The organism is Bradyrhizobium sp. BWC-3-1, assembly GCF_032917965.1.
Classification (GTDB): Bacteria; Pseudomonadota; Alphaproteobacteria; order Rhizobiales; family Xanthobacteraceae; genus Bradyrhizobium; species Bradyrhizobium canariense_D.
Map to the genome: position 1 here is coordinate 5,713,317 of NZ_CP136625.1, position 26,435 is coordinate 5,739,751.

Here is a 26,435-nt window from a genome sequence, read left to right on the forward strand (position 1 = left end):
CGGTAAAGCGGCCGCCAAGGAGGCACATAGCCGGCACGTCCATGAAAGCGGCGCCGGCAGGGGTCTCATACGTGATCACAAAGGAAAAGCCGCGCCGGCCGCGCTCCAAATTTCCATATCCTCACCGGCACGATGGAACTGAAGAGAAATCAAGATGCGTCCGCACACGCTTTCAGCTCAACCACACGGTTTTGAGTCGTGCTGGCGGGCCAACGACAGAGGAACGGCCCTGACCACTTGGGGGCAGGGCAGGAAGAATCAGGGCCGCCGCTCCAGTTATGCCGAAATCCAGTCGGCACACATCTGCGACCGCATCTGGAGCCGATCTGTTGCCCGCGACTTCCTTACCTAACACGGACACAAACCACGATCGACAAGAGTTGCAGCTGACGAATAACTACACTGCCCTCCCCGCGGCTTGGCTGCGATTTTTGGATCAACTGCCAGCCCTGGGGGCTACCCAATAAGCTTCCGACCATGGCCACGCCAATCGAGCCGCGCTTGAAATCAATCTTCGGTAATTAAACAGGTCGCTCGGATCAATCGTGTCGGCGTGCTCCTGCCGCATCGGGACTGAGACAGCGGCCGGAGCCAGACGCTTCCAATTTGACGCCATCTATCCCGCGTCGACAAAAAATGGGTGCGTGGGTCTTCTCAGCGCTCTCCGCTTGTCGGACTCAGCCCGGGATGCGGAGCCTTCTCCCGCGGGGCGCGCGCACGATCTTGTTGCGAGATGGCGAGAGCTGCGAGGACTGTCCGATTGCTGATTTCAAGCTTCTGAAAGATGTGGTGAAGGTGCACCTTGATGGTGCCGTCGGCAATATTCAAGCGCCGCCCGATTTCCTTGTTCGACAATCCTTCCGAAACCAGACGCATGATCTGACGCTCCCGTTCAGTCAGCGCTGTCAGCCCGTTCCCTGCGTTCGAGCCCTGCTCGTGCGACACAATCGACCCGGACGGGGCCGAGGGCAGCAGCCTGTGACCATCGGCGATACGCCGCAACGACTGCAACAGGGCCTTTATATCGGTGTCTTTCAGAATGATACTAAAGGTTACGGCCGTCGTCGCGAGCAACAGTTCGCAATCCTCACTCGGGGCGAAAAACACCAAATGCGTCGATCGATCTTCCGAATCGACGGCCGAAAGAATTCTCGCGGCGGCAAGCTCAGGCATCGCGGAATCGACAATCGCGATATCGGGCGCCAAGTTCCGGATCGCTTCGATGCAACTCCCGACGTCGCTACAAGATGCAACGATATTGAAATCGGCCGCGGCACCAAGCACCTCGTTCAGTCCCTGCAAGACCACCGGATGCCGATCTGCAATGACTACACTAGTAGGTCGCATCGGGCGCTCCTAAGCCAGTCGCTCCTCCAAACATAAACTCCGTGCACCTTCTGCTATTCAGTTGCTGAAGTTAGAATGATCCGAAATTTCTTTTAATACAAACATGCTTGATACTAATACAAACATGTTTAATACAAACATGCTTAATATACTAATACAAACATGTTTAATATAAGCTATCCGGCAGCCCCTACTTAGGTTAACCGGTGCCGGCCGCAGTTCGCCTCCCAACTCTCAGCCAGCAATCTGCACTTCAATAGAACCACGCGCTCGGACTGCGCCGGGCCAACGCTTGCTGACGGACACGCTAACAGCGCAATTCTCGGCGGCGACGAACCGCGATCCACTCAATCTCCTGGAGAGGACTATGACACGCCGTGGGCCTCTGTATTCGAGCGCACGTTGCTTATGTGAAGGAAGTACGCCGAAATTTTTTTCAACATCAAATGAACACCGTCATTCAGTTCACGCATAGGCGCCGAAACCGTCTTGCATTGCTTTTACGCAGTGCGACCTACAACGAATGACATATAGGGCAATTTAAAATTCGCGTCTACCATTTATAAAAGCTTAAGCAACATGGATTTCCCGAAATCCACAGCGAAAGGATAGGCAGGGCAACATCAAAATAGCATGAGGATCCCGATCGAGGTACCTCGATATTTCCGAAGACCAGAAACCGACGGAGAACGACCAAACGAAGGCTCGTTCCCGCGGGACATTATAAACCAAATTAAGTTCAACCGTCATCGCTGTTGTGTCACTGCGTAGTTGGCTGGAGGGTGAAATGAGGAGGCGGCAGTCTTGCGAGACCGTTCTTATTGGAAAGAACGTTTTGATTAGAGAAGGCATTGCTAAAATTCTGCACGCGGCAAATTTTCACATCCCGGTCTCGGCGTCGAGCCCCGAGGAATTGCCGAGTTCACTTCAAGCCGAGAAACTGATGTTCCTTATCGTCCATTCGGGCGAGGGTTTCAATCTCGCGATAGCACAGATCGGATTTGTGAAGGATCGTTATCCGGAAGCGCGCATTGCGATCGTATCCGACAATTATCGGCCAATTGACCTTGCTTCCGCATTTCGTGCGGGCGCCAACGGCTACTTCGTGAACGTCAATTCGTGCGATGCATTCATCAAATCCGTCGAGCTCGTGACGATGGGCGAGACCGTCTTCCCGCCTGCATTCCTGTCATTCGCCCTTGATGCCAATCGCGAACGCGAAACGGCGGAGCCCCGCGAATGCGAGCAAGCGATCGTCGCCGCTGCAGATGACGCGATCTCGCCGCAGCTCTCTCCGCGAGAAAAGGCAATTCTATCTTGCCTTATCGAAGGCGATTCCAACAAGTGCATTGCCAGAAAGATCAAGATCGCCGAAGCGACCGTGAAGGTTCACGTCAAGGCGATTCTGCGCAAGATCCGGGTCCAGAACCGGACACAAGCCGCGATCTGGGGAATGAACCATGGGTCGCTGGTACGAACGACAAGCGGTCGCGCGACCACAACCGTAGATCCACGCAGAGGGATCGCGAAGACTCTCGAGGCGATCTCCGAAATGGAGCAGATCGAAGAGTCAGCTCCATTGGTCCCTCAGTCTAATCACGTCGCGATACGCCCGATCGGTCGCGATACGCCCTATCGACGGTCTACTCCATAAGGGCATGGACCAAGGGACTAGCACGGCGGCGCGACTCTACAAGTAGACGCAAGGACGCGGAAACGACTGCGGTCGCGCGACGGATCCATGCCGGAGAAGCGTTGCGACACTTTCGTCGACTTCCCCGACGTCCAAGCGCCTGGCAGCAAGCGCCTGGCAGCAAGCGCCTGGCAGGATGTCCCGCGCGGCTCTTGCGTGATTGGCACGCGAGATCGCGCGGGACTCTCCTCGGGTTGAAGTGCGGAGCGCGTGGACTGCCGGAGCCTGCTGCTCATCGTTCCCGTAGCGATTCCTGCTTGTACCTCGCCAGCGGGGAGAGTAGATAGCTGATGATCCTGCGCGCGCCAGTCTTGATCTCGATCGTCACCGCCATGCCGGGGCCGAGCTTGAGGAGCTTGTCCTCCGCCTAAATCCGGTGCAGGGCCGAAGGGCAGCGTGCCCAGACCACAACGCTCTCGCCTTCTGAGCACTTCGCCTCGTGCAAGTTGACAGATCGGAGCGACGTGACTCTATCGAGATGATAGTTGTCGTCGGGCGTGTAGAGGACCGGCCGAAGGTACGGACGCTCCGGACTCGCGCTGGTAGCGAAGTTCCCTGCAAACACGGAATTCTGCGGGGAGAGTCACCCTGGCAGTCCCGCTAGGCCCGTTAGGATGGGCACGCTAGCGGATTGGCTGCTCGAACCTTAATCCGGCGGCGCCGCGGCTCAACCATCCTAGTTACCTATTTATCGCCTTTCCCAACCAGTGACCTGGAATGTACGATTCAATCGCAGATGAGCGGCTGGGTCGTAGAGTGCCATGGGTTATGTGTTCTTCGATTTGCTGGCCTCTACCAAGTTTCCGGTACATTCGGTCGATGTGTACTCGCCGGCAAGTGCATTCCGGAGGCGCTACCGCTCGCCGCCCTGGATTCCACTCGTTTCATCGGGCAACTGCAATCTTCAAGTTCAGATGCGACCCCTGCCCCTTCCTTCCAAGAGGGTGGCTTATTGATGCGACTTGATCTGCTGCACCTTCCGCTAACCGACCTTTTCCTTAGTACGGTGTCGCCGCCGAGCCTCAACTATCAGCACTGGTAAAAAAATGCTGCAGATCAATACGGATAATCGGATAAATCGAGACTGTGGGCAGCCACCCGAATTTCGTCCAGGACCTGTCGTGTCGCTGGCAGAAGTGCTGGCCGTGCTGCGATTCATACGACGACATGTACCGATCATAGCGCTGACTTGTTGCGCGGCGCTTTGCATTTCTATCCTTTACCTCATCATCGCGGTACCGACGTTCACCGCCAAGGCGCAACTCCTCGTAAACTCGAAGTTGGCCATGGTGGACGCTTCGGCAGTGTCAACGGTCGTGGAAAGTCAGATCGCAATCATAAAGTCCGAGAGCATCGCGACCGCCGTGATCGAGAAGCTCGACCTTGCTCAAGACCCGGAATTTGCGACAGGCCAATTTGGCGGCACGATATCCCGGCTGCTCGGCTGGAGTAAACCGAAGTCGGAAGCCAGCGCCGCGCGCTATGCCCTGGAACCGTTCGAACGCAAACTTTCGGCCAAACGTGTCGGCCCTACGTTTCTCATCGAGATTACCTTCGACTCCAGAGATCCTGATCGAGCGGCGGAGATCCTGAACGCGCTTGTCGAAAGATATATTACCCATCAAATGGACAATGCCGGCTTGCAAGATACGAAATGGGTCAAGGATCGACTGAACGAACTGAGCGTTCAAGCATTGGCTGCCCAAAGGGCACTGGAGGATTATCGTAAGGATGGGAAAGAGCTTGCGGATTCCGCTGCGACCATCGAAAAACTGGCAGCCGCAGCGGAATCAACCAAAAACACCTATGACAGTTTTCGCCACGTGGTGCGTAAGACAGAAGCGACGCAACAACAGACGTCGCCGGTGTTTGAGGCCAGTCTCGTCGCGGGGGCGTTTCCTCCCTTAAAGGTCAGTTGGCCAAAAGCCAGAATCGTGCTCGGAATATCGGCCCTTGGAGGGCTGCTGCTTGGCGTCGCCATCGGAGTGCTGCGTGATCTGTTGGATCGGGGCATCTACGCCAGCGGGCAAGACCCTCGTCTAAGCGCACAAGATGGCGGGATCATCGAGCGACCTGTTCCGGACGCAGCTCGACCAGATCTTCAATCTGAAGCATCGGCAAAGGCAAGAGCCGTGCGCTTCACGGGATCCGGCTGAAGACTGGGATTTTCATTCACCCACCATCGACATCCGCGCGGCCGATCGGTTCTTACGAAGGCGTTAGGTTTACGACGGACACCGGTCAGTGGTCCGTTAGCAAGCCGATTTGATCGTACTTCGCGGGACGCGGCCATAGACGATCGGGATTAGGCGCAATAGCGCGCCAAAGAGCGGCGGCGTTCGGCTACCGCCGGCTGTTCGTCCTGCAGCGGGACGTCGTCGCGAGGAAGGGCTCACCGTCCGCGGCGGCCGTGAGGACCCGGGCTCCGAATCCTGGTCGAGGCGAGCCCAATGCTGGTCGCCGGACTCCCCCTAAGGGTTACGAGAGGTCAGCCTGCCGAAGACGATCCGGGTCTACCACGCGACTGGGTTCGTGTGCGGCGTCAGGTTTTTCAGGCCTTCCTAAGGGCGCTTCTTCACTCGCGCCGCGAACGAGAGATATCACGGAGTGATGGACCTTCGTGAGCACGAATCCAAGCAGCATGGTCGTCATGAAAGCCGAAGACTTGGCCACGAGCCGCAGAAAGACGGACGTGTCCAGCTCCGAGGAGACGACCTGGGCGACGAGCACACCGACTGCAGCCACCAAGGCGATTTTTCCGGTCTGCTCCATCGGTATCAATTTGGCGAAGCTGGTTTCGAGCGCCTTGGCGACCTTGATCAACCCCCACCACTCCCAAAGAACGAGACCGGCGACGGTTCCTGCCACCGCACCGGCGAGGCCGAAGAAATGGAGGCCAAGGATGCTCAGAGCAACTGACAGCAAAAGCGATATCGCGCCGATCGTCGCGGCCAGCCGGCCGAGCCCAAACGCCGAAAGGAGCCAGCCGCTCCCGAAAACAGTCGCGATCTGTCCCACGGAATAAATCCGCATGAGCGGCGCTGCCCCGAGATACTCGCGTGTATAGATCAGTTCCACAAGCTCGTCCGCGGTCGCTATCAGCCACCCGAACGCTGGCAGCAGCATGCATACCAGCAGCAGATACGCTTTCGATATCAGCTTGCGGGCGCCTGCAAGGTTGCCCTCGCCCACCATGGAGCTGATATTGGGCAGGAGCGCATTACACAGAGGCTGGCGGGTCAACGACCCGAGGAGATTGACCATTGATGCGATCGAGATGAGCGCAAAGGCCGAGCTCGGAAAGTTCGCTGCCACGACCCATTGACCGGCCTGCGCGCGCAAAGCGAAAAAGCCGTTGGCTATCGCAAAGGGCAGCGAATACATCAATTGCATTCGGGCCAGTTCGCCGTCGAATCCGAGCCCCCGTTCATGCGCGACAAGCAGGGCATAGAACACGGCGATCCCGACCTTCAGCATGGCCAGGCCGCACATCACCACCAGAAGCCACCGGACATCGCCAGATGCGACCGCCGCACCTGCCAATGCTGCTGTCCTGATTATCGCAAGCGCGATCGTCGCGCAGGCCCCCCACTCCGCCTTTTCGTCCGCCGTCGGCAGGGCATCAAGAATCGACGCCAATATCCAGGTGCCGATGAATATCTGAACGAGGGGCGAGTGACGCTCGAGGGCTGCAATCGAACCCGGCGAGACCGGCATCAGCCCTAAAGACAACAGAGCCGCGAGTGCCCCAAGAGCGAAGAGATTTGCGAACGTGTTGCCCACCAGCTTTGGGCGGGTTCCAGGAGCAGCGCGCGGCAGGAAGTAGAATAGAGACTGCGGCAGGAACAGGGGAAAGAGGATCAACCCTGTTTCGGCGACCAGCCACACCAGACGGTACTCCCCGAACTCCTGCGTGGTCAGGTGGCGAACCAGAACGACAGGCACGCAAAACTGCAGAGCGTACTCGAGCAGCCCTGCGGCCGCGAGAAACCCTGCCCTGCGGCGAATTCGCGATCTCATGCCGCGCCGAGTCTTGTGTGTGCGGCCCCCTCCAGCAGGATTTCGTACGTCCTGCCTAGCGGAGCAAAGGAATAGTGCTCATGGACACGCTGACGATCGCATCTTCCGATGTCGTGGCTGTTACCGCGGGATTCCCACATGGTTCGCTGGGCCTCGCTGAGGTATTTGATACGGTCGCTGCGATGAAGACAATTAGTCCAAGTGGCGACCAAGCAATAGAGAAAAAAGTAGGTGGGTTCGCCGAGCAGATCCTGCTGCGCGCTTCTGGTGAGCGAGAATGGGTACTCCGAAAGGGTCGAGCCGCCGACCGGTCCAAAATACTAGACTGCGAGACGTGAGTTTGGATGCCATGTGTTGACGTCCTCTCATCAGGGAGCTCTTTTCAAGCATGTGCGGAATCTCCGGTACTTGGGAGCGTAATGGTTGCGGCCTGCAGGATCTGAAAAGGCGGGCGTCTGCAATGACCCAGACCCTGAGCCACCGCGGGCCGGACGACAGCGGAATTTGGTTGAGCGAGCAAGCCGGCATTGCCTTCGGGCAGCGTCGCCTGGCAATTATCGACCTGTCCTCGATGGGGCATCAACCAATGGTCTCGGCCAACGGCCGATATACAATTACATTCAACGGTGAAGTGTATAATTTCCGAGAACTGAAGGCCGAATTGGAGCGTTGCGGAGTTCGGTTTCGTGGGCATTCAGATACGGAAGTTATTGTCGAAGGATTCGCCCAATGGGGCGTCAAGCCGACCATCACCCGCTTGAACGGGATGTTCGCGATTGCGGCGTGGGACAGCCGAGAGCGTCAATTGTTCCTGGCTCGTGATCGAATGGGCGAAAAGCCGCTCTATTGGGCGATTTTCGATGGACTCGTTTTATTCGGATCAGAATTGAAGGCGCTGCGCGCGCATCCCGGTTGGAAGCCGAGACTCAATCGTGGGGCGATCGCCGCCTTCCTTCGGCATGGTTATGTGCCGGGTCCATCCACGATCTACGAAGCTGTCTACAAACTTCCGCCCGCCGGGTTCGTCAGGATTGCGAGCGCCGGCGGCCCCGAAGTGGGCGCGTACTGGGATCTGGCCGGTGTTGTTTCGCAGGGGCAGCGCAATACGCTTCGAGCCGACGAAGAGGGACTGGTCGATGAGCTCGAAGCGCTGCTGCATGATGCAGTATCGCGCCGCATGATTGCGGATGTTCCGCTCGGCGCCTTTCTGTCGGGCGGCTATGACTCATCTACCGTCGTCGCACTGATGCAGAAAGCTTCCCTGAGACCAGTGAAGACGTTCACCATCAGCTTTGATAACCCTGCATTCGACGAATCGAAACACGCTGAAGCCGTCGCGCGGCATCTCGGGACCGAGCATACAACGTTTCCAGTTAGCGGCGCTGAAGCTCTCGGTGTAGTGCCGAAGTTGGCCGAGATGTATGACGAGCCATTCGCCGACCCCTCCCAGATCCCGACCCAAATTGTTTCCGCGTTGACGCGAAAAAGCGTCACGGTGGCTCTGTCAGGAGATGGTGGAGACGAATTGTTTTCCGGGTATGACCGGTACCAAGCGACGGACAACGTCTGGCGACCGAGCGCGAGGATACCGCTTGCGCTCCGCCGCCTCGCGGCTTCAAGCATTCGCGCTGTGCCGCCTGGCACTTACAACGGCATAGCGCGCCGTGTACCGTACTTTCGGCGCATGCCACGTGTTGGCCAAAAGGCCCATCGGTTGGCGCAAATCCTCTCGGAGTCGTCGATCGATTCCATGTACTATCACACCATCTCGCACCACCAGAACCCAGAGACCCTTGTGAAGGGGTCACAAGAGGTGCGCACGGCCTGCTGGCGCCAAGCCCCCGGGATCCTGTTGCCCGATCCGGTGGACCGTATGCGCTACCTAGACATGTGTACGTATTTGCCCGATGACATCCTGACCAAGGTTGATCGAGCCTCCATGGCTGTCGCTCTTGAGGTGCGCGTTCCCCTCCTCGACCATCGGCTGGTTGAATGGGTCTGGAGGCTGCCGTCATTTCAGAACGCGCGTGCCCGGCGCCCCAAACACTTGCTCCGGCGGGTTCTTGCCCGTTATGTGCCCGATCGTCTGGTCGAGCGGCCGAAGATGGGCTTTGGGGTTCCGCTCCCGGACTGGTTGCGCGGCCCGCTGCGGAATTGGGCCGAAGACCTGATGAGCGAAGCCAGCCTGAACGAAGGTGATATTTTTTACATCGATGCCATTCGCTCGCTCTGGGAGGAATTCTTGAGCGGAGATAATGCGCGCTATTTCCTCATCTGGAATATTTTGATCTTTCAGGCGTGGCATCGCCGGTGGCGTTACGCACCGGTGGCGGACACCGGCGGTAGCCGCGAGGCATCTCTTTTGAATTGAAGTCATATCTACTCGAAAGTCGCCGAACTGTTATTCCCATTGCGGTTCCATTTAGCTCGGGGTGTCAGATGCGAATTCTCTCGATAGATTTTTCCATTCCCTATCTATTGAAGGATGATGACTATCCGATCGGCGGCTGGGCGGTTCAACTTTCGATATGGCTTCGCGCGCTTGAAAACGCCGGTCACGAAGCCGCTCTCCTGACCTGGAAGGGTGCTTTGGCCCATGTAGGTTCGGGCCAGCAAATCACACTTATCGAAACCTACGATCCCACGCAGGGGCTGCGGGTTGCGAAGTGGTTCTACTCATACATCCCAAAAATATTTGCAGCCGCCCGCGCCTATCATCCAGATGTAATGATCCAAGGCGCAAGCGCGGTCGATAGCGCCATCATGGCTTTCGTCGCCGGCCAACTCGGGATTCCGTTCGTTCACCGCATCGTCAATGACGTAAACGTCGATGAACGATGCAAACTCGACCTTCGATTTGATGAATGGATAGCCTATTCCTGGGCTCGGCATCGGACAGCCGCATTTCTCTGTCAGAATGAGTATCAACGCGGAAAATTATCAGCGCTCTTTCCGAACACGCCTGTTCACGTCCTTCACAATGCCGTTGTCGTGGCAGAGGACGCGCCCGCTCCTTTGCCGCGGGCAGAACGCAGATATGTCGCCTGGCTTGGTGTCTTCCGCCATCAGAAGAACTTGCCATTACTGCTTCGAATCGCCCAGGAACTTCCGGCCGTCAAATTCCGCGTGGCGGGGATGCCAGAGCGAGGTGCTGATCAGGCGACGCTGGACGCCGTGAATGGTCTGTGCCATCTCCCAAACGTGGAATTGGTTGGCTATGTCCGGCGGGCAGACGTCCAACAATTTCTATCAGAATCGACCATGCTTCTCAGCACGTCGGATTTCGAGGGCTTCTCGAACGTGTTCCTGGAGGCTTTCGCCGTGGGCACACCCGTCGTGACGCGCCGGCAAGTGGATCCGGACTCGATCATCGTGCGGCACAGCCTTGGCGCATCGGCTGAACACGAGCTGGCACTTTCCAAATCCGTGAAGGCATTCTGGGACATGGGTGAGAATGAATACAACGCGTTCGCACAACGATGCCAGAGCTATGTCAAGGCCAATCACTCGCCGACAGTAAAAGCTCGCGAATTAGTTGCGGCTTTGACGCCTCTTGTCGCCAAGTCGAAACGCGCAGCGGCAACCAGATACGAGACAATTCAAATAAAATAGAGCAACCAATGCCGATGGTTCGATGAGTACATCCTTGAGCAGTAGAGCTCCAGCCTCTTATCATCTCGCGTTGCCGGATTCAGCCGCGCAAGCCGGAACCTTCTTCTTTCTGTTGTTCGCTTTCACGTGGCCCATCCAGCGCGTACCAATTATGACGGACAATTTGTTCGGCATCCAAGGGCTCAAACCCTTCAACCTATTATCAGGAGTGGTCTTAGCCTACCTGGTGCTCGGCACTGCGCCCCTACACGCGACCGACAAACTCGAACGAACATCCATCAGAGTTTTTCTCCTGTATTTCGCAACTTTTGCCATCGCCCTCATCCGATCAGTTCCTAACGCGCCCCTTTTTCATGATCGCTTCCCCGACTCATATCCGGAATCCTACCTTGACTTTGTACTATCGGCTTGCATTGTGCCGACCTTTTACACTCTATCCTTCCTGTTTATCCTTAAGCACATGTGCTCTTTTCAGGAGCTCGAGCGGATCACGACGGTGATTTGCCTTTCGATACTATTGCTATCAATCGTTTTCGTGGTACTCGTCCTGATGAATCCGTCCGTCCTGCTTGCAGGTGACCGGGGCGGAATGGCTGCGCTGGATGCACGTAGCCGGGGCGAAATGGCCACGTTCTGCGAAACGTACTTTGGAGTCCATTACAATGTGATTGGAACCATATATATAAGCACCGTACCCTTATTGCTCTATCGAGCTCTTACTCGCGGCAATCTCTGGATCGCACCGCTGTTTTTATCGCTCCTGGCGGTTCTTCTCCTCGAGTCACGAAGTGCGCTTGTCACAGTAGCAGCTTCGTGCTCCCTGTTTCTGATCCTGCGGCGCAGGTTCTTCATTTTAGCTCTGGGTGCTGCGGCAGCTGGCGTCGCAACGCTCATTTGGACCGCACCAACCATTGACGCTCTTCTTTCGGTCGGGTTTGGCAGCAGTTCCGACGTCTCTGGCAAAGACATGTTCTCGGGCCGCGTTGATTACCTTTGGCTTCCGCTCCTGAGTGAATGGACGAGCGATATCGGCCTGTCCCTGTTTGGCGCTGGTCGCTACGGGATCGTAACGAGTAAACTTTGGGACACAGGAACCCTCATACACGCCGACCATGCGCATAATGCAATCTTCAACTTCTTTCTCGATTGCGGCATGCTTTTAACCGGTGTGCTTCTAATCTTCCTTGTCATTGGAACAGTTGCCGCCTGGCGAGTTGGGCGACGGTTGAATAGTGACCTTTATTGGGCTCTGTTCGCGTGCATGTTTGGTTATGGAATTAGTATGGCGACTCAGGGCGACATCCTTCCAAGAATTGACAGCATGTATGCATTCCCGATCATTGCGATGATGATCAACTTGGCGCGGTTGCACCGTCGGATGCCTGTCATGGTCGATCCCGTCCTACAAAATTGGCCTGACGTGGACTCGACGACGGTTCAGAAGTGAAGGGATCGCGAGCGCTGTAAGCGTGCAGGTCGTGAGGTCAGCGCCTGAGCAGTGGAACCCGACGAGCTCGTTAAGCGAACACGTCAGCGGCGGCACCGGTGCCGATCTTCGGCCTGACATCGATCGCGGTCAGGAAGGCATAGAGTGCCTTGCTGAGATTGACCTGCCGCTGAACTTTCATCCATTGGCGATTAGAGTCTCGGCGGATGTTACGCCGTTTGGCGCGGGGTGAACAACGTGCGATCGGCGGAGCTGGTCGGGGTTGCGCAGCCGGTCGCACGTTGCGGTGAGGTTGGCGGAATAGGCCGCGGGTGTTAGATAGCCCAGCGACGAATGCGGGCGGTGGCTATTGTAGTCATCGGCCCACGCCGCAATCCTGGTTCGGGCGTGATCAAGGCCGAAGAACAGGGTTTCGTTGAGAAGCTCGTCTCGCATCCGGCCGTTGAAGCTTTCACAGAAGCCGTTCTGCATCGGTTTGCCTGGCGCGATAAAGTGCCAGGCAATCTGGTTGTCCTCTGACCAAGTCAGAATGGCGTTGCAGGTGAACTCGGTGCCGTTGTCCGAGACGATCATGCCAGGCTTGCCGCGGCGACCAATCAACGCCGTCAGCTCGCGCGCCACCCGCCGTCCCGGGATCGAAGTATCGGGGATCGCCGCCAGGCATTCCCGGGTCACGTCATCGACGATGTTGAGGATCCGGAACCGGCGCCCATTGGCAAACTGGTCATGGACAAAATCCAGCGACCAACGGGCATTCGGCCGGGCCTCGAGCAGGATCGGCGCCCGGGTGCCGACCGCGCGGCGGCGAGCCCGGCGCTTACGCACGCTGAGGCCTTCCTCCCGATAAAGCCGGTAGATACGGTTCAGCCCGGACGGCTCGCCATGCTGACGCAGCAGCACGAATAACCGCCGATAGCCGAAGCGCCGGCGGGCGTTGGCCAGTTCGCGCAGTTGGACCCGCAGTTCGGCATCGGGCGGCCGGCTCGACCGATAACGGATCATCTTGCGGTCGGCGCTGACGATGATGCAGGCCCGCCGTTCTGACAGTCCCAATTCGGCCTGCAGATGCGCGACAGCTTCGCGCTTGGCGGCGGGCCCTACCATTTTTTTGAAAGAAGCTCACGCAGCGCCGCCGCATCCAGCATCTGCTCGGCCAATAGCTTCTTCAGCTTGGCGTTCTCGTCCTCAAGCTGCCGTAGCCGCTTGGCATCCGAGACGTCCATACCGCCGAATTTGGACTTCCAGTTGTAAAGCGTCGCTTCCGAGACGCCGTGCTTGCGTGCCAAATCGGCCGTCTTCGCACCGGCCTCATGCTCGCGCAGCACGCCTATAATCTGCTCTTCCGTAAACCTGGCTCGCTTCATTTGTCCGTCCTTCAGAAGGCCGGACTCTAACTTCAACTGGAGGAAATCGGCAGGGGCAGGTCAAGATCGAGCTGCTCCTGCGCCGTCCGCTTTGATCCATAGTGCACGAAGGCAACCTGACGCGACGTGAGATGACCAGACGCGCTCTTGAGTATCTGAACGGCGCCCACGCTCGCACTGTGGGTTGCGCTGCCGGTGCCGATCGATGAGCCATCCGAGAAAGACCTGAAGCTCCGCAGTTGTGTCATTCTGCTGTATTGCCCAATGTCCGACGGTCGAGCCGTAGACGCTCCAGATGGAAATTCCATCCGAAGTATTGAGCGCCGCTCTGACGTTGCCAATTGCAGCGCCACTGGCCTTGTGACTGATAAAAAGCTTCCCGCCGCTGCACTGGAAGGGACTAATGTCGTCGGATGTGCACTCATTCAGACAGAAGTGCCCGAATGCCGAATTGCCATCCGTGGCCTTGCCGCTGTTGACCTGGAAGTCAGTCGAGAACCAACCCGTTGCGCCATCGCCTGCGAGGCAATTGTTGGCATTATAAGCAATGTTACCATTAGCAGTCAGCCGGCCTGTGGCTGTGTTGATCCAGTTGTAGCTGCACGCACTCTCGGATGGTGCGGCGAAGCAATAGAACAGATCGGGGCTCGCCCAGACGCCCTTCTGCTTGAGCGTCGTGATCAGGTTATCGACCAGCTGTAGCCAAGTGCTCTCGGTGCAGACGAGATGGCAGAAGCGAGCGCAACGGTCTCATCATTCATGGCGGGCATCGATAGCCCCGCGGTCGTCTGCATGGCGCTCGCGGTTGTCGTGACCAACAGTCCGGTAAGAACATCGCGCCGTCGCATGTGCCGCCCCTCACGGATCACGTCTGTGCGGGAAAGCCCAGCACCTTTTCACGCACCGCGAGCGGCGAAATGACGGATCGCCTTTCCAGCTATTGGCGAAGGCGGTAGGGGCAACTCGCTGGGCGGCGGCGATGTCACCGTCACGAGCCTCACGAGCGAGTTACAGTGCCAACACGGCCGTGAAACGGTTCGCGGCCGTGATACGTCCCGACAACGCACCTAGACCCTTCGAGGTACGGTTTGAGAGGTCTGCCGGGAAGCAGACGCAAGCGGACCTTACTTTCATCGCGACCATCTTCACCGACGAACTCGGCGAGACAGGATCATCTGCCGTTCTCGATGGCGCCCTTTCGGGTTACCCAGCATTCGCTGCCTGAAGTCACGAGAAGCGCAGCGGGGGGAAGTGCAGCCATGATACGGTCGCCTGAAGCAGATGCACGAGCTCCACTCGGCGCGCGATGCCATCCTAGCTTCCGAGGGGCAAGACGGAGAGTGACTTCATGCGGGTGATGTTTGTGCTTAATTGCCTTGGTGCCGCGGGCGCTGAGCGTCACACCTATCAACTTGCAAGCGCGCTGACGACCCAGGGGGACGTCTGCACGCTAGTGGGCCTTACGAGCACCTATTATTCATCCAGTCGGACCAACCTGAACTCTATCAGGCTCAACGGTAATCAGATTTACGACATTGGTACCGCATTCAGCCTCTCACGATTAATCCGCATCCACAGCCCGGACATCATTGCGGCGATAGACGAGCGGCCATTGCTTTTTGCTTATATTGCGCGACACCTGGCCAGCTCACGCGCAAAGCTAGTGTCGATACTCCATAACCCCGAGGTTAAATCCACGCGAGAGCGGCTACTCACTCCCATTCATCGATATATTGTCGCCGGCGTCGACGCAATGATCTACGTCGCCCAGACTCAGCGAAAGCTATGGGAGGATCAAGGGTATTCACCGCCAATTTCCACTGTCATTCGTAATGGAGTGGACTTGCGTCGATTCTCGCCTCAACCGGTCGCTGAATGGAGAGATCAGATTCGCTCGAAGCTGGGGTTGGGACCAGGCGATTATGTCATCGGCTTGTGCGCTTGGTTTCGTCCGCAGAAAAATCATTGTCAGTTGGTCGACGCCATCCGAATACTCCGAAGTAGAGGGTATCCGGCCAAAGCCCTGTTTGTAGGAACCGGCCCAACGCAAGCAGATGTTGAGCAATATGCCAATGCGCAGGGGATTCTGGAGCACGTTGTCTTTGCCGGTTACCAGGAAGACGTACGACCTTACACGAGCGCTTTTGACGTTGGCGTCCTCTGCAGCATCTACGAAGCGGCGTCCCTCGTCGCATTGGAAATGATGGCGATGGGTCTGCCGGTCGTTCTCAGCGACGTTGGCAATGCCGCCGAGACGTTACTTCCCGGAAAGACCGGCTTCCTTTTCCCTCCCAGAGATACGATGTCGTTGGTCGGCTTTCTCCAGACCTTGTCCGACCCACTTGAGCGATACGCCATGGGACGGGCCGCATCCCAGTTTGTGGCTGCGAACTTTTCAGCCGACCACATGCTCGATAGTTACAAGAACTTCCTGACTCGGCTTTTGATGGAGAGCCGTCGATGCGATCAAACACAGGACGCCGGGGCCGCCCGCGTGGCCCCCCACGAGCAGAGTAGCGGACACTCATCGTAGTGCCAACGCCAACCCGAGGCCATCCGGACAGATGACGTGGAAGAGACCAGAGACTGATGCGATTTTCACCAATGGACGTTTGATAGGCCGACGGAGGTCGTTCAGCGACAGATGTTCAACAGACCACATAGGCAATCTGCGGCGCGGCTCAACGTTGTGGTGGTCACGCCCCTCGGCGAAGATGGACAAGGGGGAATCGACCGCATGATGGATGCCATCAGACGCGAGTTTCGCGAGCATCCGCGTGACAATGTTGATCTGCAGTTTGTGATTAGTCGCGGAGCGAACATATATTTGTCGCCGGTCGTTCTGGCTTGGGCTCTCCTTAGAATTGTCTGGGTGCAAGCGTGGCGGGGGATCGATGTCATTCATATAAACGTTGCCGCAAATGCAAGCGCATACAGGAAATTTGCCGTTGCTTCAGTCGCGTCAGCGTTGCGCATTCCATACACCATCCATCTACATTCAGGTGAATTCGGCACCTTCTGGGACTCGTGCAATGGACTTACGCGCCGTCGGATAGAAACCCTCTTTACCAGAGCCAGCTTCGTGGTCGTTCTCGGCCGGGTATGGAAGGAGCTCGTCGTTTCGAAACTGCCGGAGTTGGCAGACCGCATCGTCGTTATGCCCAATTCGACCAAAGCGCAGCGGCGGCATCGTCACGCCGATGGCCCGGTCAAGATCTTGTTTCTCGGCCGTCTTAGTCCGGCCAAAGGAATTGGAGATCTCCTCGATTCGTTCGAGATCATTCGGCATCGCAATGACTGGCACGCGACGCTTGCGGGTGACGGAGCAATAACAGAGACACATGTTTTGGTCGAACGACTTGGGCTCGCCGAACGCGTGAAGGTACCCGGATGGCTCGACGACGACGGTGTCACGGCCGAACTGCAGGCGGCTGATATTCTTGTCTTGCCCTCTTTGGTCGAGAACCTGCCAATGTGCGTGGTGGAAGCTTTTGCTCATGGATTGGCAGTTGTTTGCACCCCAGTCGGAGCCTTGCCAGAGATTGTGGAGCACGAAAGGACAGGTCTCTTGGTACCCGTGAAAAATGCTCCGGCTCTGGCCTTGGCGTTGGAGCGGCTTCTCATGGATCCCGCTCTTCGTGCCCGGCTTGGGGGGCAAGCGCGGGCCCAGCATGCTGTCCAATTTGAGATCAGTGCTTACGTCGACAAGCTTGTAGAGGTGTGGCGCCGAGCGTCGGACAGAATAGCGGATTCTTCCGACCGCACTTCTCTTGCCGAACGGACCAAGACGTTCGCCACGCCTGGCAGGTGAGGCCTACCAGATCGGCGGTCTCATAGCAGGGGCGGGTCGAGGCGGCCTTTGCAAGCGGGTGCGCCGCGGTCGCCTTCCGGAGTACTCACAATGGGTAACCACTCAATCCCCGATTAACTCGCTCGACCTGTCCTATTCTCACCCTCGTAGCCTACACTTCCTTAGGATGACGGAGCACACTCCATTCCGGCTCACTGGCGAACCTCAAGGGAAGTCGCCTTGAGCCCAGAGGATCCGACCGGGTCCGGCATGCTACAGCAGTCCCGCGAAAAAGGCAGCGCTGCCCTTGCAGAAGTCGAGAGCCGAATGAACCACATTCTGAAAAATTGCCTGTACTACGGCGCGAGTCAGGTTGGCGAACTGCCTTTCCTTCGCGCACGCTTCGCTGCTAGAGCGGTCATCATATTGTTTCATGAGATACAGCGGGATTGTCAGTCGGAATTGATGACCGGAACATCAGTCTCCCTTTTTGAGTATTCGCTCGAATGGCTGCAACGAGAAGGATGGTCAATCGTCAGCCTCGATGAATGTCTTGAGAAACTGGCAACGAATGATCGATCGCGCCGTTATGCGGTTCTGACTTTCGACGACGGCTACCGCGATAATGTCTCGGTCGCGCTTCCAATCCTGGAGCGGCATCATGCGCCATTTACGGTGTACGTGCCCACTGGCGCTCCCACACGATCCATGCAGACATGGTGGCTGGGTTTGCGCAAGTTGTTCCTCTCGAGAGACGAGGTGACAATCGACGCGTTAGGCCGCCGGTTCCATTGTTTCGACATTCGAAGCAAGCGATCGGCATTGACCGACGTGACTGAGTGGGTTCACCAGGATTACCGGCGTAGTGCAATGCTCGCGCCGACGTTCAAGCAAAACGGGATTTCGCTGGCGGCATTGAATGACGCATATTTCTTGGACGAACGCGAGCTCCGCATTCTTGCGCGTCATCCGCTTGCGTCAATCGGCGGACATACGACATCACACGCCGCGCTTGCGACCCTTGACGAGTCGTCGGCACGATCCGAATTGGCCAATAACCGCGGCTATCTTGAAAATCTACTTCAATTGCCCGTTCGGCACGTTGCATATCCGTATGGCTCGTGCGGGCCTCGTGAAGAGCGTTTGGCGAGCGAAGTGGGTTTTAAGACTGCCGTAACAACACGACAGTGGCGATTGCACGATCACAAGGTAAACCACTTCGCACTTCCCAGGATCGGCGTTTACAGTCCTTCAGGCTTTAGGGCTCGCATGAGCGGCATCATCGAGGCGGTTCAGGCGCGCTACGTTACGGCGGAGCAGCGTGGGGCCGACTCGCCGGCGGCGCGTCGCGAACGTATTGGTTAAGCTACGCAGATAACCGCATCCAAATCGATGTCGATACGCCTCACGATTTCTGACGCAGTCAGATTGGGCCATATATATAAGAAATTCCAACCTTAGCGATCGTCGACCAAGCCTCCTTTGTCGCCGATAGCCGGCAATCCAAATCTTACTGTGGTTCGAAGGTTGCAAGACTCGCCAACTCTAGCATTTCCGACAAGGGTGATCGCAGGTACCACGACATCGTAGGAAGGGGAGTACCAGCCGAGTAAGGGGTCCTTCGTCCCGGAAACAGCCTGCCAGTTCATCAGCTCGGACAAAACAATCTCGGCTTGTTCTCGTCCATTCTCACCTGACCAGGAAAGCTGAGCCGTATTGCCGGTGAGAGCGCACCCGATGGCCGGATGCAAGTGAAACATCAGTCGAACCGGCACTCCACCAGCACCGTAGATCTGATCATCAATGTTCAACTCGCGGCGTCCACGGTTGAGCTCAACACGCCGGCCGTGAGTTATTCCGAAACGTCGCTGGTAGCCATCATGTTTTCCTTCAGCAGTGGCAACGGGCAGCATCTCCTCCAGACCACTCGCTTCAAGCAGGAACGCCTGAGCCGCCTTCGTCCATAGGAACGGTCCACCGCTTTCCGATTGATCCGCTCCGCACACCTCGATCGTATTGTGCGCTGCAGTCGACCGAAAATACTTTCTCCAGGCCTTGGAGGCGTTGTAACTAAATGTACCGGGATCAACCAGGATAGGCTGGCCACCGCGGCGCAGCTCGATCGCCAGGGCATCTGCATGACCGTGGGCAGCAATTGAGAGATAGCCAAGCGGCCCAGTGTCAAAAACACAGTAAATCTCATTCGGAGTATTGCTCTCAGAGCGCAAAATTACGAGTCCCGCATCAGGCGCGAGCGAATTTCTGCTCCGGTGCAGTTGGCGCGTGAGCCCTCCGGGTGGTTTCACAATGCGATCCCACAACCACGACCGTAGCGGCTGCTCGTTCAGACACGGCCACCAAGCAGCTCGCCCGAACCACGCCGCACCGAGTTGCAGAAGATCGGTCCATTGGCTGAAACCTGGCGCGTCCAACAAAAGACCTTGCGCGTCGTCGCTGTCGCCCTGCCGGGGAGGACGACCTGTATGATCCGTAGAATCGGCTAGTCGAAAAAGAATATCCGCCGCTAAATTCCAGGCGCCAGGCGGCCAAAGATCGTCGCTCAACTGCCCTTCAAACAAGCAAAGCACGAGCGCTTCCAGGACGTAAGCGTTGTAGCCGCTGCCCAGTTCGCGATTGATGCCGCTCTCGAAGGTCTGACTCCGGAACTCCCTCTGCAAGATAGCCCGGGCCTTCGCGCGCCACTCCGCGCTTTCCGAAAACCAAGGCATACTGCACGTCGCCAGATAAAGCCCAGTCGCCTCATAGATCAAATGGTTGTTGGCTGAAGACCCCGAGCTCATTCGCCGGGCCAGCAACCATTGATGCTGATAAACACACTCGACGAAGGCTTTGTCATTCTCGAAATTGGACTTCGCATATTTCCAATCCGCAAGCAGTCTGCGTGTCCAAACAAAAGCGATCAGCCGCATACCGAGCTCGATCCCGCTGGACCAGTGTACGCCGTTGAGAAACAGGTTGGCCGCTCGCCACGAGCTGATCTGACCCGCAGCGGCCTCGGCGTAAGTAACGCTACCCGTCAACCAATAGGCCATCGCGAGCATGGTCGTGTGGTGATGCCGGGATAACTCCCACACATACTTCGTTTCGAAGCCAATTCCGTCGCCATGTATTCGAATGTCAAATGCATATGCATTCCGGGGAAGTGTCACTTGGCTTTTCGGATCAAGATGCCAATCGACGTTTGGCGTCACGTCCTTCCGCTCGACGGAAAACGTCGACCAGCGTCCTTCTAGGAGTGCATCTGCGGCCATTATCAATGCGTCGCGCGGCGCCGCCGGCGCCTCCGCCGCCAGCGAGCGATCGAGCCCTCCCCGGAACTGCAGCCTATCAGCTAATGTGTTTGGCCGTGGCGTGGCACCGCGCGCATAGAAACGATGTCGCCAGTACGCCTGCGCGACCCGATCTCTGACCCGGGCGCCAATCTCATTCTGATCCATTGCACGCAGGCGTCGAAAGTACCAGGTAGCGTTCATTTGAGCGCGCCAATCAGCCAATTGCCTCAAGATAGTCGGCGGCGCCGAGCATATCTGTCAATCGGCAACCAATGTTTGTTCAATCAGCATGACAACTTCCCCGGCATGGGGGTCAATTCCGGCTTCCCCCACGAGAATCTACGCGCAGAGGCATTCTGACTTGCGGCGCGCGAGATCGTGAAATAGCTGCCCCCGGATGCCGCTTTATCTATAGCAATTTCCTGCGGTACTTCGGCTTAGATACGAGGTGGTACCTCACTCGGAGGTCATCCAACGGGGCTTAGTAGGTTTGGTCGACAGGTGATTCCTCTCCCTACGACCGAGTCTCTCTTGCCCCTCCCACCCTTGTCACTTAAGCTGGTTGAGCCGCGATGCGATTTAGCTCAGCTTTGGCGCATCCGAATGGATGCACCTAGAAAGAGACGCATGAAACAGAGATCGGTTGACGCCCTCGATTTTCACACAAGCATCGCAATCGAGTTCGATCAAAGTTATTGCTATGACTCCAACCGGCTGGAGCGTCTGAAGATCTGGAAGGCGTATCTGGCAAAATACGCTTCCGGAGCCGACTTGGCTTACGATCTCGGCTGCGGCAGCGGCGCTATCACTTCCCTGCTCGCTCAATATGCCAAGCGTGTTATTGCCATCGACGGAGCAGAGGGAATGCTCGCTGTTGCGCGTAAGAATGCCGCTGCGTGCGGACTCTCGGACCGGATCGAATTCCGGCAGAGCAGGTTGCCCATACCGGGCCAGGTGACATTGCCCCGGGCTGATATTGTGATTTCATCAAGCGCCATCGAGTATATGGACTCTGTGCCAGATGCGCTGGCCTTTGCGCGCAGTCTGCTCAAAAAGCAGGGCACGCTGATTTTTTCCATGTCCAATCGAGCTTCCATTTCACGCAAACTCGTTCGTGCCGTGCATGGCGTTACTGGCCGGCCGGAATACATCAGGTATCTCCAGCATTTCGTAACCCTCGCTGATTTGGAACAATATCTAGAAGTTGGTGGCTTTACGCCGGTTGAATTTTCTTATTTTGGTGGTGCCGATCGATTCAATCGCTTCTTGGCGCCTCTTCTTTCGTCGAGCCGTGCAAACAACATGATCCTCATCGCGGCACGCCCCCGGGAATAGCGGCGGCTTGCATCGTTCGAACCGGCCCCTCGCCCCTCGCCTCTCGCCCTCACAATTGAAGTGGACCCTATGCAGAGGAGTTAGCGTCCGGCGCAGGTCCCAGCTGGATTGGATTGCTCGGGCGGCGTGCTCCCGGCTAAAACACTCTCGCTCGACCGTCAAATGTCCAATCTTGGCGTGGAGCTTCTCGAGCTCCAGCTTGTGAGCCGGCTCGCCAGCCCGAGCAGCGCCCACATCGAACGCCCGAACCGCCTGATCCTGAGGCTGCTTCTTCCACGCTTTAGTCTGGTTCACATGAACCTGTAGCGCCGCAGGCGGCCAGCTGAATATCTCATACTGAACGCTTTGTCATAAGCACCTAGCAGCTTCGCCATCTCGTAGTCCCAAGCGAGCTCGCCGTAGATCCGTTCCCGGCCGAACGCGCCCATACGGTCACGTCGCACCGGATCATCTATGAGCTCCAATATCTTGTCACCGAACTCCGCAGTGTCCGTATTCTTTGCATACAAGGATGCCTCTCCAGCGGAAACGCGCCCTTCGGTGAGATCGAATTGCACGATAGGCTTCCCCAGGGCCATGTACTCCATGATCTTGTTCATCGTCGATTTGTCGTTCATCGCATTCGGGCGGTCCGGATTGACGCAGACGTCCGCGGTCGAGAGTATTGTGAACAGCGTCGTATCATCAACGCGACCGGCGAACGTCACCAGTTCATCCAGATCAAGGGCCGTTGCAAGTTTCTGGACTGCCTCCAGTTCCGGCCCACTTCCGACGATGACGAACTGGACATCATCGCGGTTTCGCGTCTCGCGGACGTGCTTGATCGATTCCAGCAGCAGATCGATCCCTTCCTGCTTTCCAATGACCCCTACATAAGCGACCAGAAATTCCCGCCCCTTCTTCCAGGACGGGTCCGGTGGAAGCGACCGCACGCGAGAAAGGTTCGGGCCGGAGCGCACAACGAACACACGCTCCGGATTCTTTTTCCCTCGTTCAAGAGCAATGGTCCGATATGATTGGTTTGTCGCTATTGATACGTCGGCCAGTGCGAACGTAAGGCGTTCAAACAGAACCATGACACGCCAGAGAAGACCACGCCGTCCGAATTTTGCCTCATAGAGTTCCGGATTGATGTCGTGGTGATCGAAAATGAAGGACTTCCCAAACAGAAACTTGTGAAATGCGCCGATCAGGAAGATGAGGTCCGGCGGATTGCACGCATGGACCACGTCAAACCCGTGCCTTGCGAGAACTTTCAAACTCAGCACGAACTCCCAAAATAATGCCGCGCTGTACTCGGCCAGGTAGCCTGGCAGCCCTCGTCCTTCTGACGGCAGCCAGTGGCGATAGATATTGACTCCGTCGATGACCTCGAATGATGCCGTTGCTTGCGGCCCCTTGGGACAAATGACAGTCACTTCATAACCGTACCGCGACAGCGTGCTCGCTTCCGCCCACACTCGGCGATCAAACGGCACTGGAAGATTTTCGACGATAATGAGCACCCGCCGACGAGCCGAACGACTCAGGGGCGCTACTGCAGCCGGTGCGTCGCGGGCCGAGCCCGCAAGATTTGCGTCCAAGCCGACCAATTCGCAAAGCTCCCCGTTACGGGCTACCGACTTGGCTGGTTGTGCTGCGGCCGCTCTATCAGAGTGGCCAGCACCATAACCGTCACGAGAGCGTGTTAACATCGATGACCCACTTCGTGCGCAACGCCATGCTCTTGGCCCATCCTCTGGTATCGATGACGAGGTCGAACAGCTCCGACTCGGCGGTCGATTTTGCGACTAGTAGCTTACGGAGCGCGGGCAAGCTCGAGAAAGCATAGCCAAGATTCTGGCCCAACAGCTTGGACGGATCGACATGTGGATCGTAGATCGACAGGTGAATGTTCGCCTGCAGAAACTTGCGGGCCAGATCGATGTTGGGGCTCTCGCGAAGGTCGTCGCTGTTCTCCTTGAAGGCGAGACCGAGCATCAGCGCCCGTCCGCCCGCCGGAACTGCTTTCACGCAATTTTCAAACAAGAAGTTCTTATGCGCGTCATTCGATCGGAGAAGCGAATCTACGAGGTGGGTATAGGCCCCGACATCGCTTGCGATGTATTGGAGTGCGCGAACGTCTTTCGGCAGGCATGAGCCGCCGAACGCGCCACCCGGCTTCAAATAGCGGGCCGAGATGTTGAGTTTCGTGTCAGATGTGAAAATCTTATGGACAGTCGCCGCGCTGATACCGAGCTTATCGCAAACGCGACCGACTTCGTTGGCAAAGGCAACCTTCAACGCATGGAACGTGTTGTCGACGAACTTCGTCATCTCCGCTGCACGGTAAGTCGTATAGAAGACCGGCGCATCGACCCGCGCGTTCAGCTCGTCAAGAGCCGCGCACCGTTCACCATCCTTCGTCCCGATCACGATCTTCGGGGGATTGAAGAAGTCCTGGATCGCAACGGATTCGCGCAGGAATTCGGGATTGTAGACGAGCTCGACGAGATTGATCCTGTCTCTCAATTCGTTCTCGAAAATCGGAAAGATCAAGTCCTCGATCGTGCCGGGCCGCATCGTGGAGCGAAATATCACGGTCAACGGCGTCGCTCGTCCGCGACCGATCAACTCCGCGATTTGATGGGAGACCTCCACGACGTAGCTCATGTTATGAGATCCGTCGGCCGCGCTGGGCGTTCCCACACAGACGATCGCTATGTCGCAACTGTCAAGATGCTGGCTCGCATCCTTGGTGGCGGTCAGCAACCCCTTCCTGACAGCGCGTGCTACAAACTCATCGAGGCCGGGTTCCGTGATTGGCGACTTGCCGGCATTGACGATCGCGATCTTTTCATCGTTGACGTCGATTCCGACAACCTCGCGGCCTTGCTTGGAGAGGCAAGCTGCCTGCGTCATGCCGACGTAACCAAGTCCGAACACTGCAATTTTCATTGTGATTCATCTTCATCGCATTTTCTCCCGCCACCATAGCCTTGAGGCGTTCCGGGCAAGTGCAAGCAAAAGGGTGTCCGCCGGGGCTGAGTGGCTACCTAGTCGGGAGTACTCCGGTGATGAACTTCATCGCCGCTGCCTAGAAACGAGGTCAAGTCAATAGCGGGTCGAAAACAGCTATCGATTGCGGAAGTTGCTGCATCGCTTATTTGGTCAGGCATGACTGCAGCCCTTTACGATGACTTCACCGCGAACCGAAGCTCATGGGCCGCCGCCACGGCGCTTACGTCGGCACTCAAGCGCTTCGCGACTGTGCCACGAGAGGACGGGATGAAGCGCTACGCGGCGCCCCTACTGGGAATACCAACGACTTTTGCCGACGCCGCGGGGCGCTGCTTGGAGCCAGAACCCAAGATCATGACGGCAAGTACATGTCCCGGCGCTTGCGCGTTTGTTGCGTAATTACAGCCCCAATTCGTGATACACGCGGCGCGTTTTGTTCTGAGAGCCTGACTGAAAAAGGAGTGAGTGATTTTGGCGGGCTGTGATTCCTTCGGATTTGCAAAGATTCGAGGGAGGACACGATGTCGTGGACCAAAATCACTCGTATTCAGTATCAGCGTGGCGGACTGCGTTACGCAAGTGATCTAACCGATGCGGAGTGGGCGTTGATCGCCCGGCAGATGCCACCCGGGCGACGACGAGGCCGGCCCCGGGAAGTCGATTTGCGCGATGTCGTGCAAGCGATTTTCTACATCCTGTCGGCCGGTTGCCAATAGAGAGCCTTGCCGAGCGAGTTCCCACCGTACTCGCGGTCCAGGACTATTTTTATGCTTGGCGGGACAGCGGCAGATGGCACCGGATCGTTAGGACTCTGGTTCGCCGGGCCCGGGAGAAGCTCGGCCATCAGCCAACGCCGACAGCTGCCGTCATCGACAGCCAGACCGCTTCGACAACACAGGCTCGCGGGCCGCGGGGCTTTGATCCGGGCAAGCACCTCTATGGACGCAAGTGGCACATCGTCACCGATACCAATGGCCTCCTCTTGGCGGCCCATGTGCATCCCGCCAACGTGCAGGATGTCCATGGTGCTATTCCGTTGTTGGAGCACTTGCGGGACTGCTTCCCGAGCCTTCAGCATGTTTTTGCCGATCGCGTTTATCGCGGCAAGCAACTCACCAACGCACTCTCCCACTGTGGGCCGTGGACAATCGAGATGTCCAGCGACCGCCTGGCGTCAAAGGCTTCCAGCTGCTGCCCAAACGATGGGTGGTCGAGCGTACTTTTGCGTGGTTCGGCCGTTGCCGACGCTTAACCAGAGACTTCGAAGGGTCGGCTACCACCGAGGTCGCATGGCTTCTCGCCGCCCATATCAGCCTCCTGACACGGCGCCTCGCCGCGCCCTCAAACGCCTGCTTGCCTTTTTGAGTCAGACTCTGAGGATGGAGGTCGGCAAGACGACCGACGATGGCAGTCAGCTGGGGTTCGGCCGCGAACCAGCCCTCGATCAGCGCCACGTGCGGGTCGAGCTTTGACGGCATCCGGATCCGTTTCTTATAGCGTCGCCTGCGCCGCCGGTGCGTCGCAGGCGGCTCCG

General features: G+C 57.3%; 16 protein-coding genes and 1 pseudogene. 11 read left to right on the forward strand and 6 right to left on the reverse strand.

Annotation, left to right across the window (positions count from 1 at the left end; genetic code table 11):
• Positions 1-654: 654 nt before the first annotated feature.
• On the reverse strand, positions 655-1,347 hold the full coding sequence (locus tag RX329_RS27835; RefSeq protein WP_317244559.1) for a response regulator transcription factor: 693 nt from the start codon (positions 1,345-1,347) through the stop codon (positions 655-657).
• Between the two features lie 787 nt (positions 1,348-2,134).
• On the opposite strand from RX329_RS27835, the gene RX329_RS27840 reads away from it, so the two are divergent.
• Together RX329_RS27840 and RX329_RS27845 are read left to right on the forward strand one after the other, a co-directional pair.
• On the forward strand, positions 2,135-3,001 hold the full coding sequence (locus tag RX329_RS27840; protein WP_317244560.1) for a response regulator transcription factor: 867 nt from the start codon (positions 2,135-2,137) through the stop codon (positions 2,999-3,001).
• Between the two features lie 1,160 nt (positions 3,002-4,161).
• Positions 4,162-5,196 (forward strand): Wzz/FepE/Etk N-terminal domain-containing protein, encoded by a 1,035-nt coding sequence (locus tag RX329_RS27845; RefSeq protein WP_317244561.1) that lies wholly within the window; start codon positions 4,162-4,164, stop codon positions 5,194-5,196.
• 322 nt (positions 5,197-5,518) lie between these two features.
• Here RX329_RS27845 and RX329_RS27850 read toward each other — a convergent pair whose 3' ends face one another.
• Complete coding sequence (locus RX329_RS27850; RefSeq protein ID WP_317244562.1) at positions 5,519-6,985, reverse strand: hypothetical protein; 1,467 nt, start codon at positions 6,983-6,985, stop codon at positions 5,519-5,521.
• A 155-nt stretch (positions 6,986-7,140) separates the two neighbouring features.
• Between RX329_RS27850 and RX329_RS27855 the strand changes: the two genes are divergently transcribed.
• The 4 genes from RX329_RS27855 (at position 7,141) to RX329_RS27870 (ending at position 12,119) form a co-directional block, all read left to right on the forward strand.
• The gene (locus RX329_RS27855; protein WP_317244563.1) at positions 7,141-7,398 is read left to right on the forward strand and encodes a hypothetical protein; all 258 of its coding nucleotides are present in this window, start codon (positions 7,141-7,143) and stop codon (positions 7,396-7,398) included.
• Between the two features lie 50 nt (positions 7,399-7,448).
• Entirely contained in the window at positions 7,449-9,431 is a 1,983-nt protein-coding gene (gene asnB, locus RX329_RS27860; RefSeq protein WP_317244564.1) for an asparagine synthase (glutamine-hydrolyzing), read from the forward strand.
• Positions 9,432-9,499: 68 nt separating this feature from the next.
• Positions 9,500-10,672, forward strand: coding sequence for a glycosyltransferase family 4 protein (locus RX329_RS27865; RefSeq protein WP_317244565.1), 1,173 nt, complete (start codon positions 9,500-9,502; stop codon positions 10,670-10,672).
• A 34-nt stretch (positions 10,673-10,706) separates the two neighbouring features.
• A complete protein-coding gene (locus RX329_RS27870; protein ID WP_317244566.1) occupies positions 10,707-12,119 on the forward strand; it encodes a hypothetical protein in 1,413 nt (470 codons plus the stop codon).
• Positions 12,120-12,296: 177 nt separating this feature from the next.
• On the opposite strand, the gene RX329_RS27875 is transcribed toward RX329_RS27870, so the two are convergent.
• Positions 12,297-13,483, reverse strand: a protein-coding gene (locus RX329_RS27875) for an IS3 family transposase (protein ID WP_094183250.1) whose coding sequence is annotated in 2 segments (ribosomal slippage) — positions 12,297-13,231 and positions 13,231-13,483 — 1,188 coding nt in all. Because the reading frame shifts where the segments join, the coding sequence is not laid out codon by codon here.
• A gap of 1,348 nt (positions 13,484-14,831) precedes the next feature.
• On the opposite strand from RX329_RS27875, the gene RX329_RS27880 reads away from it, so the two are divergent.
• From RX329_RS27880 to RX329_RS27890, 3 genes are all read left to right on the forward strand, one after another.
• The gene (locus tag RX329_RS27880) at positions 14,832-16,016 is read left to right on the forward strand and encodes a glycosyltransferase (RefSeq protein ID WP_317244567.1); all 1,185 of its coding nucleotides are present in this window, start codon (positions 14,832-14,834) and stop codon (positions 16,014-16,016) included.
• Between the two features lie 204 nt (positions 16,017-16,220).
• Positions 16,221-17,294: a glycosyltransferase family 4 protein gene (locus RX329_RS27885; protein WP_317244568.1), complete on the forward strand. Its 1,074-nt coding sequence runs from the start codon at positions 16,221-16,223 to the stop codon at positions 17,292-17,294.
• A 219-nt stretch (positions 17,295-17,513) separates the two neighbouring features.
• Entirely contained in the window at positions 17,514-18,638 is a 1,125-nt protein-coding gene (locus RX329_RS27890; protein WP_317244569.1) for a polysaccharide deacetylase family protein, read from the forward strand.
• Between the two features lie 92 nt (positions 18,639-18,730).
• Here the strand turns inward: RX329_RS27890 and RX329_RS27895 are convergent, their stop codons facing one another.
• Positions 18,731-20,767 carry an alginate lyase family protein gene (locus tag RX329_RS27895; protein WP_317244570.1) on the reverse strand — a complete coding sequence of 679 codons (2,037 nt, stop codon included), beginning with the start codon at positions 20,765-20,767 and terminating at the stop codon, positions 18,731-18,733.
• Between the two features lie 426 nt (positions 20,768-21,193).
• Between RX329_RS27895 and RX329_RS27900 the strand changes: the two genes are divergently transcribed.
• Positions 21,194-21,901 (forward strand): class I SAM-dependent methyltransferase, encoded by a 708-nt coding sequence (locus RX329_RS27900; RefSeq protein ID WP_317244571.1) that lies wholly within the window; start codon positions 21,194-21,196, stop codon positions 21,899-21,901.
• Between the two features lie 290 nt (positions 21,902-22,191).
• Here RX329_RS27900 and RX329_RS27905 read toward each other — a convergent pair whose 3' ends face one another.
• Together RX329_RS27905 and RX329_RS27910 are read right to left on the reverse strand one after the other, a co-directional pair.
• Positions 22,192-23,493, reverse strand: a complete 1,302-nt coding sequence (locus RX329_RS27905; protein WP_317244572.1) for a glycosyltransferase family 4 protein — start codon at positions 23,491-23,493, stop codon at positions 22,192-22,194.
• A gap of 82 nt (positions 23,494-23,575) precedes the next feature.
• Entirely contained in the window at positions 23,576-24,838 is a 1,263-nt protein-coding gene (locus RX329_RS27910; RefSeq protein ID WP_317244573.1) for a nucleotide sugar dehydrogenase, read from the reverse strand.
• A gap of 584 nt (positions 24,839-25,422) precedes the next feature.
• On the opposite strand from RX329_RS27910, the pseudogene RX329_RS27915 reads away from it, so the two are divergent.
• A pseudogene (locus RX329_RS27915) lies at positions 25,423-26,266 on the forward strand (IS5 family transposase).
• Positions 26,267-26,435: the final 169 nt, after the last annotated feature.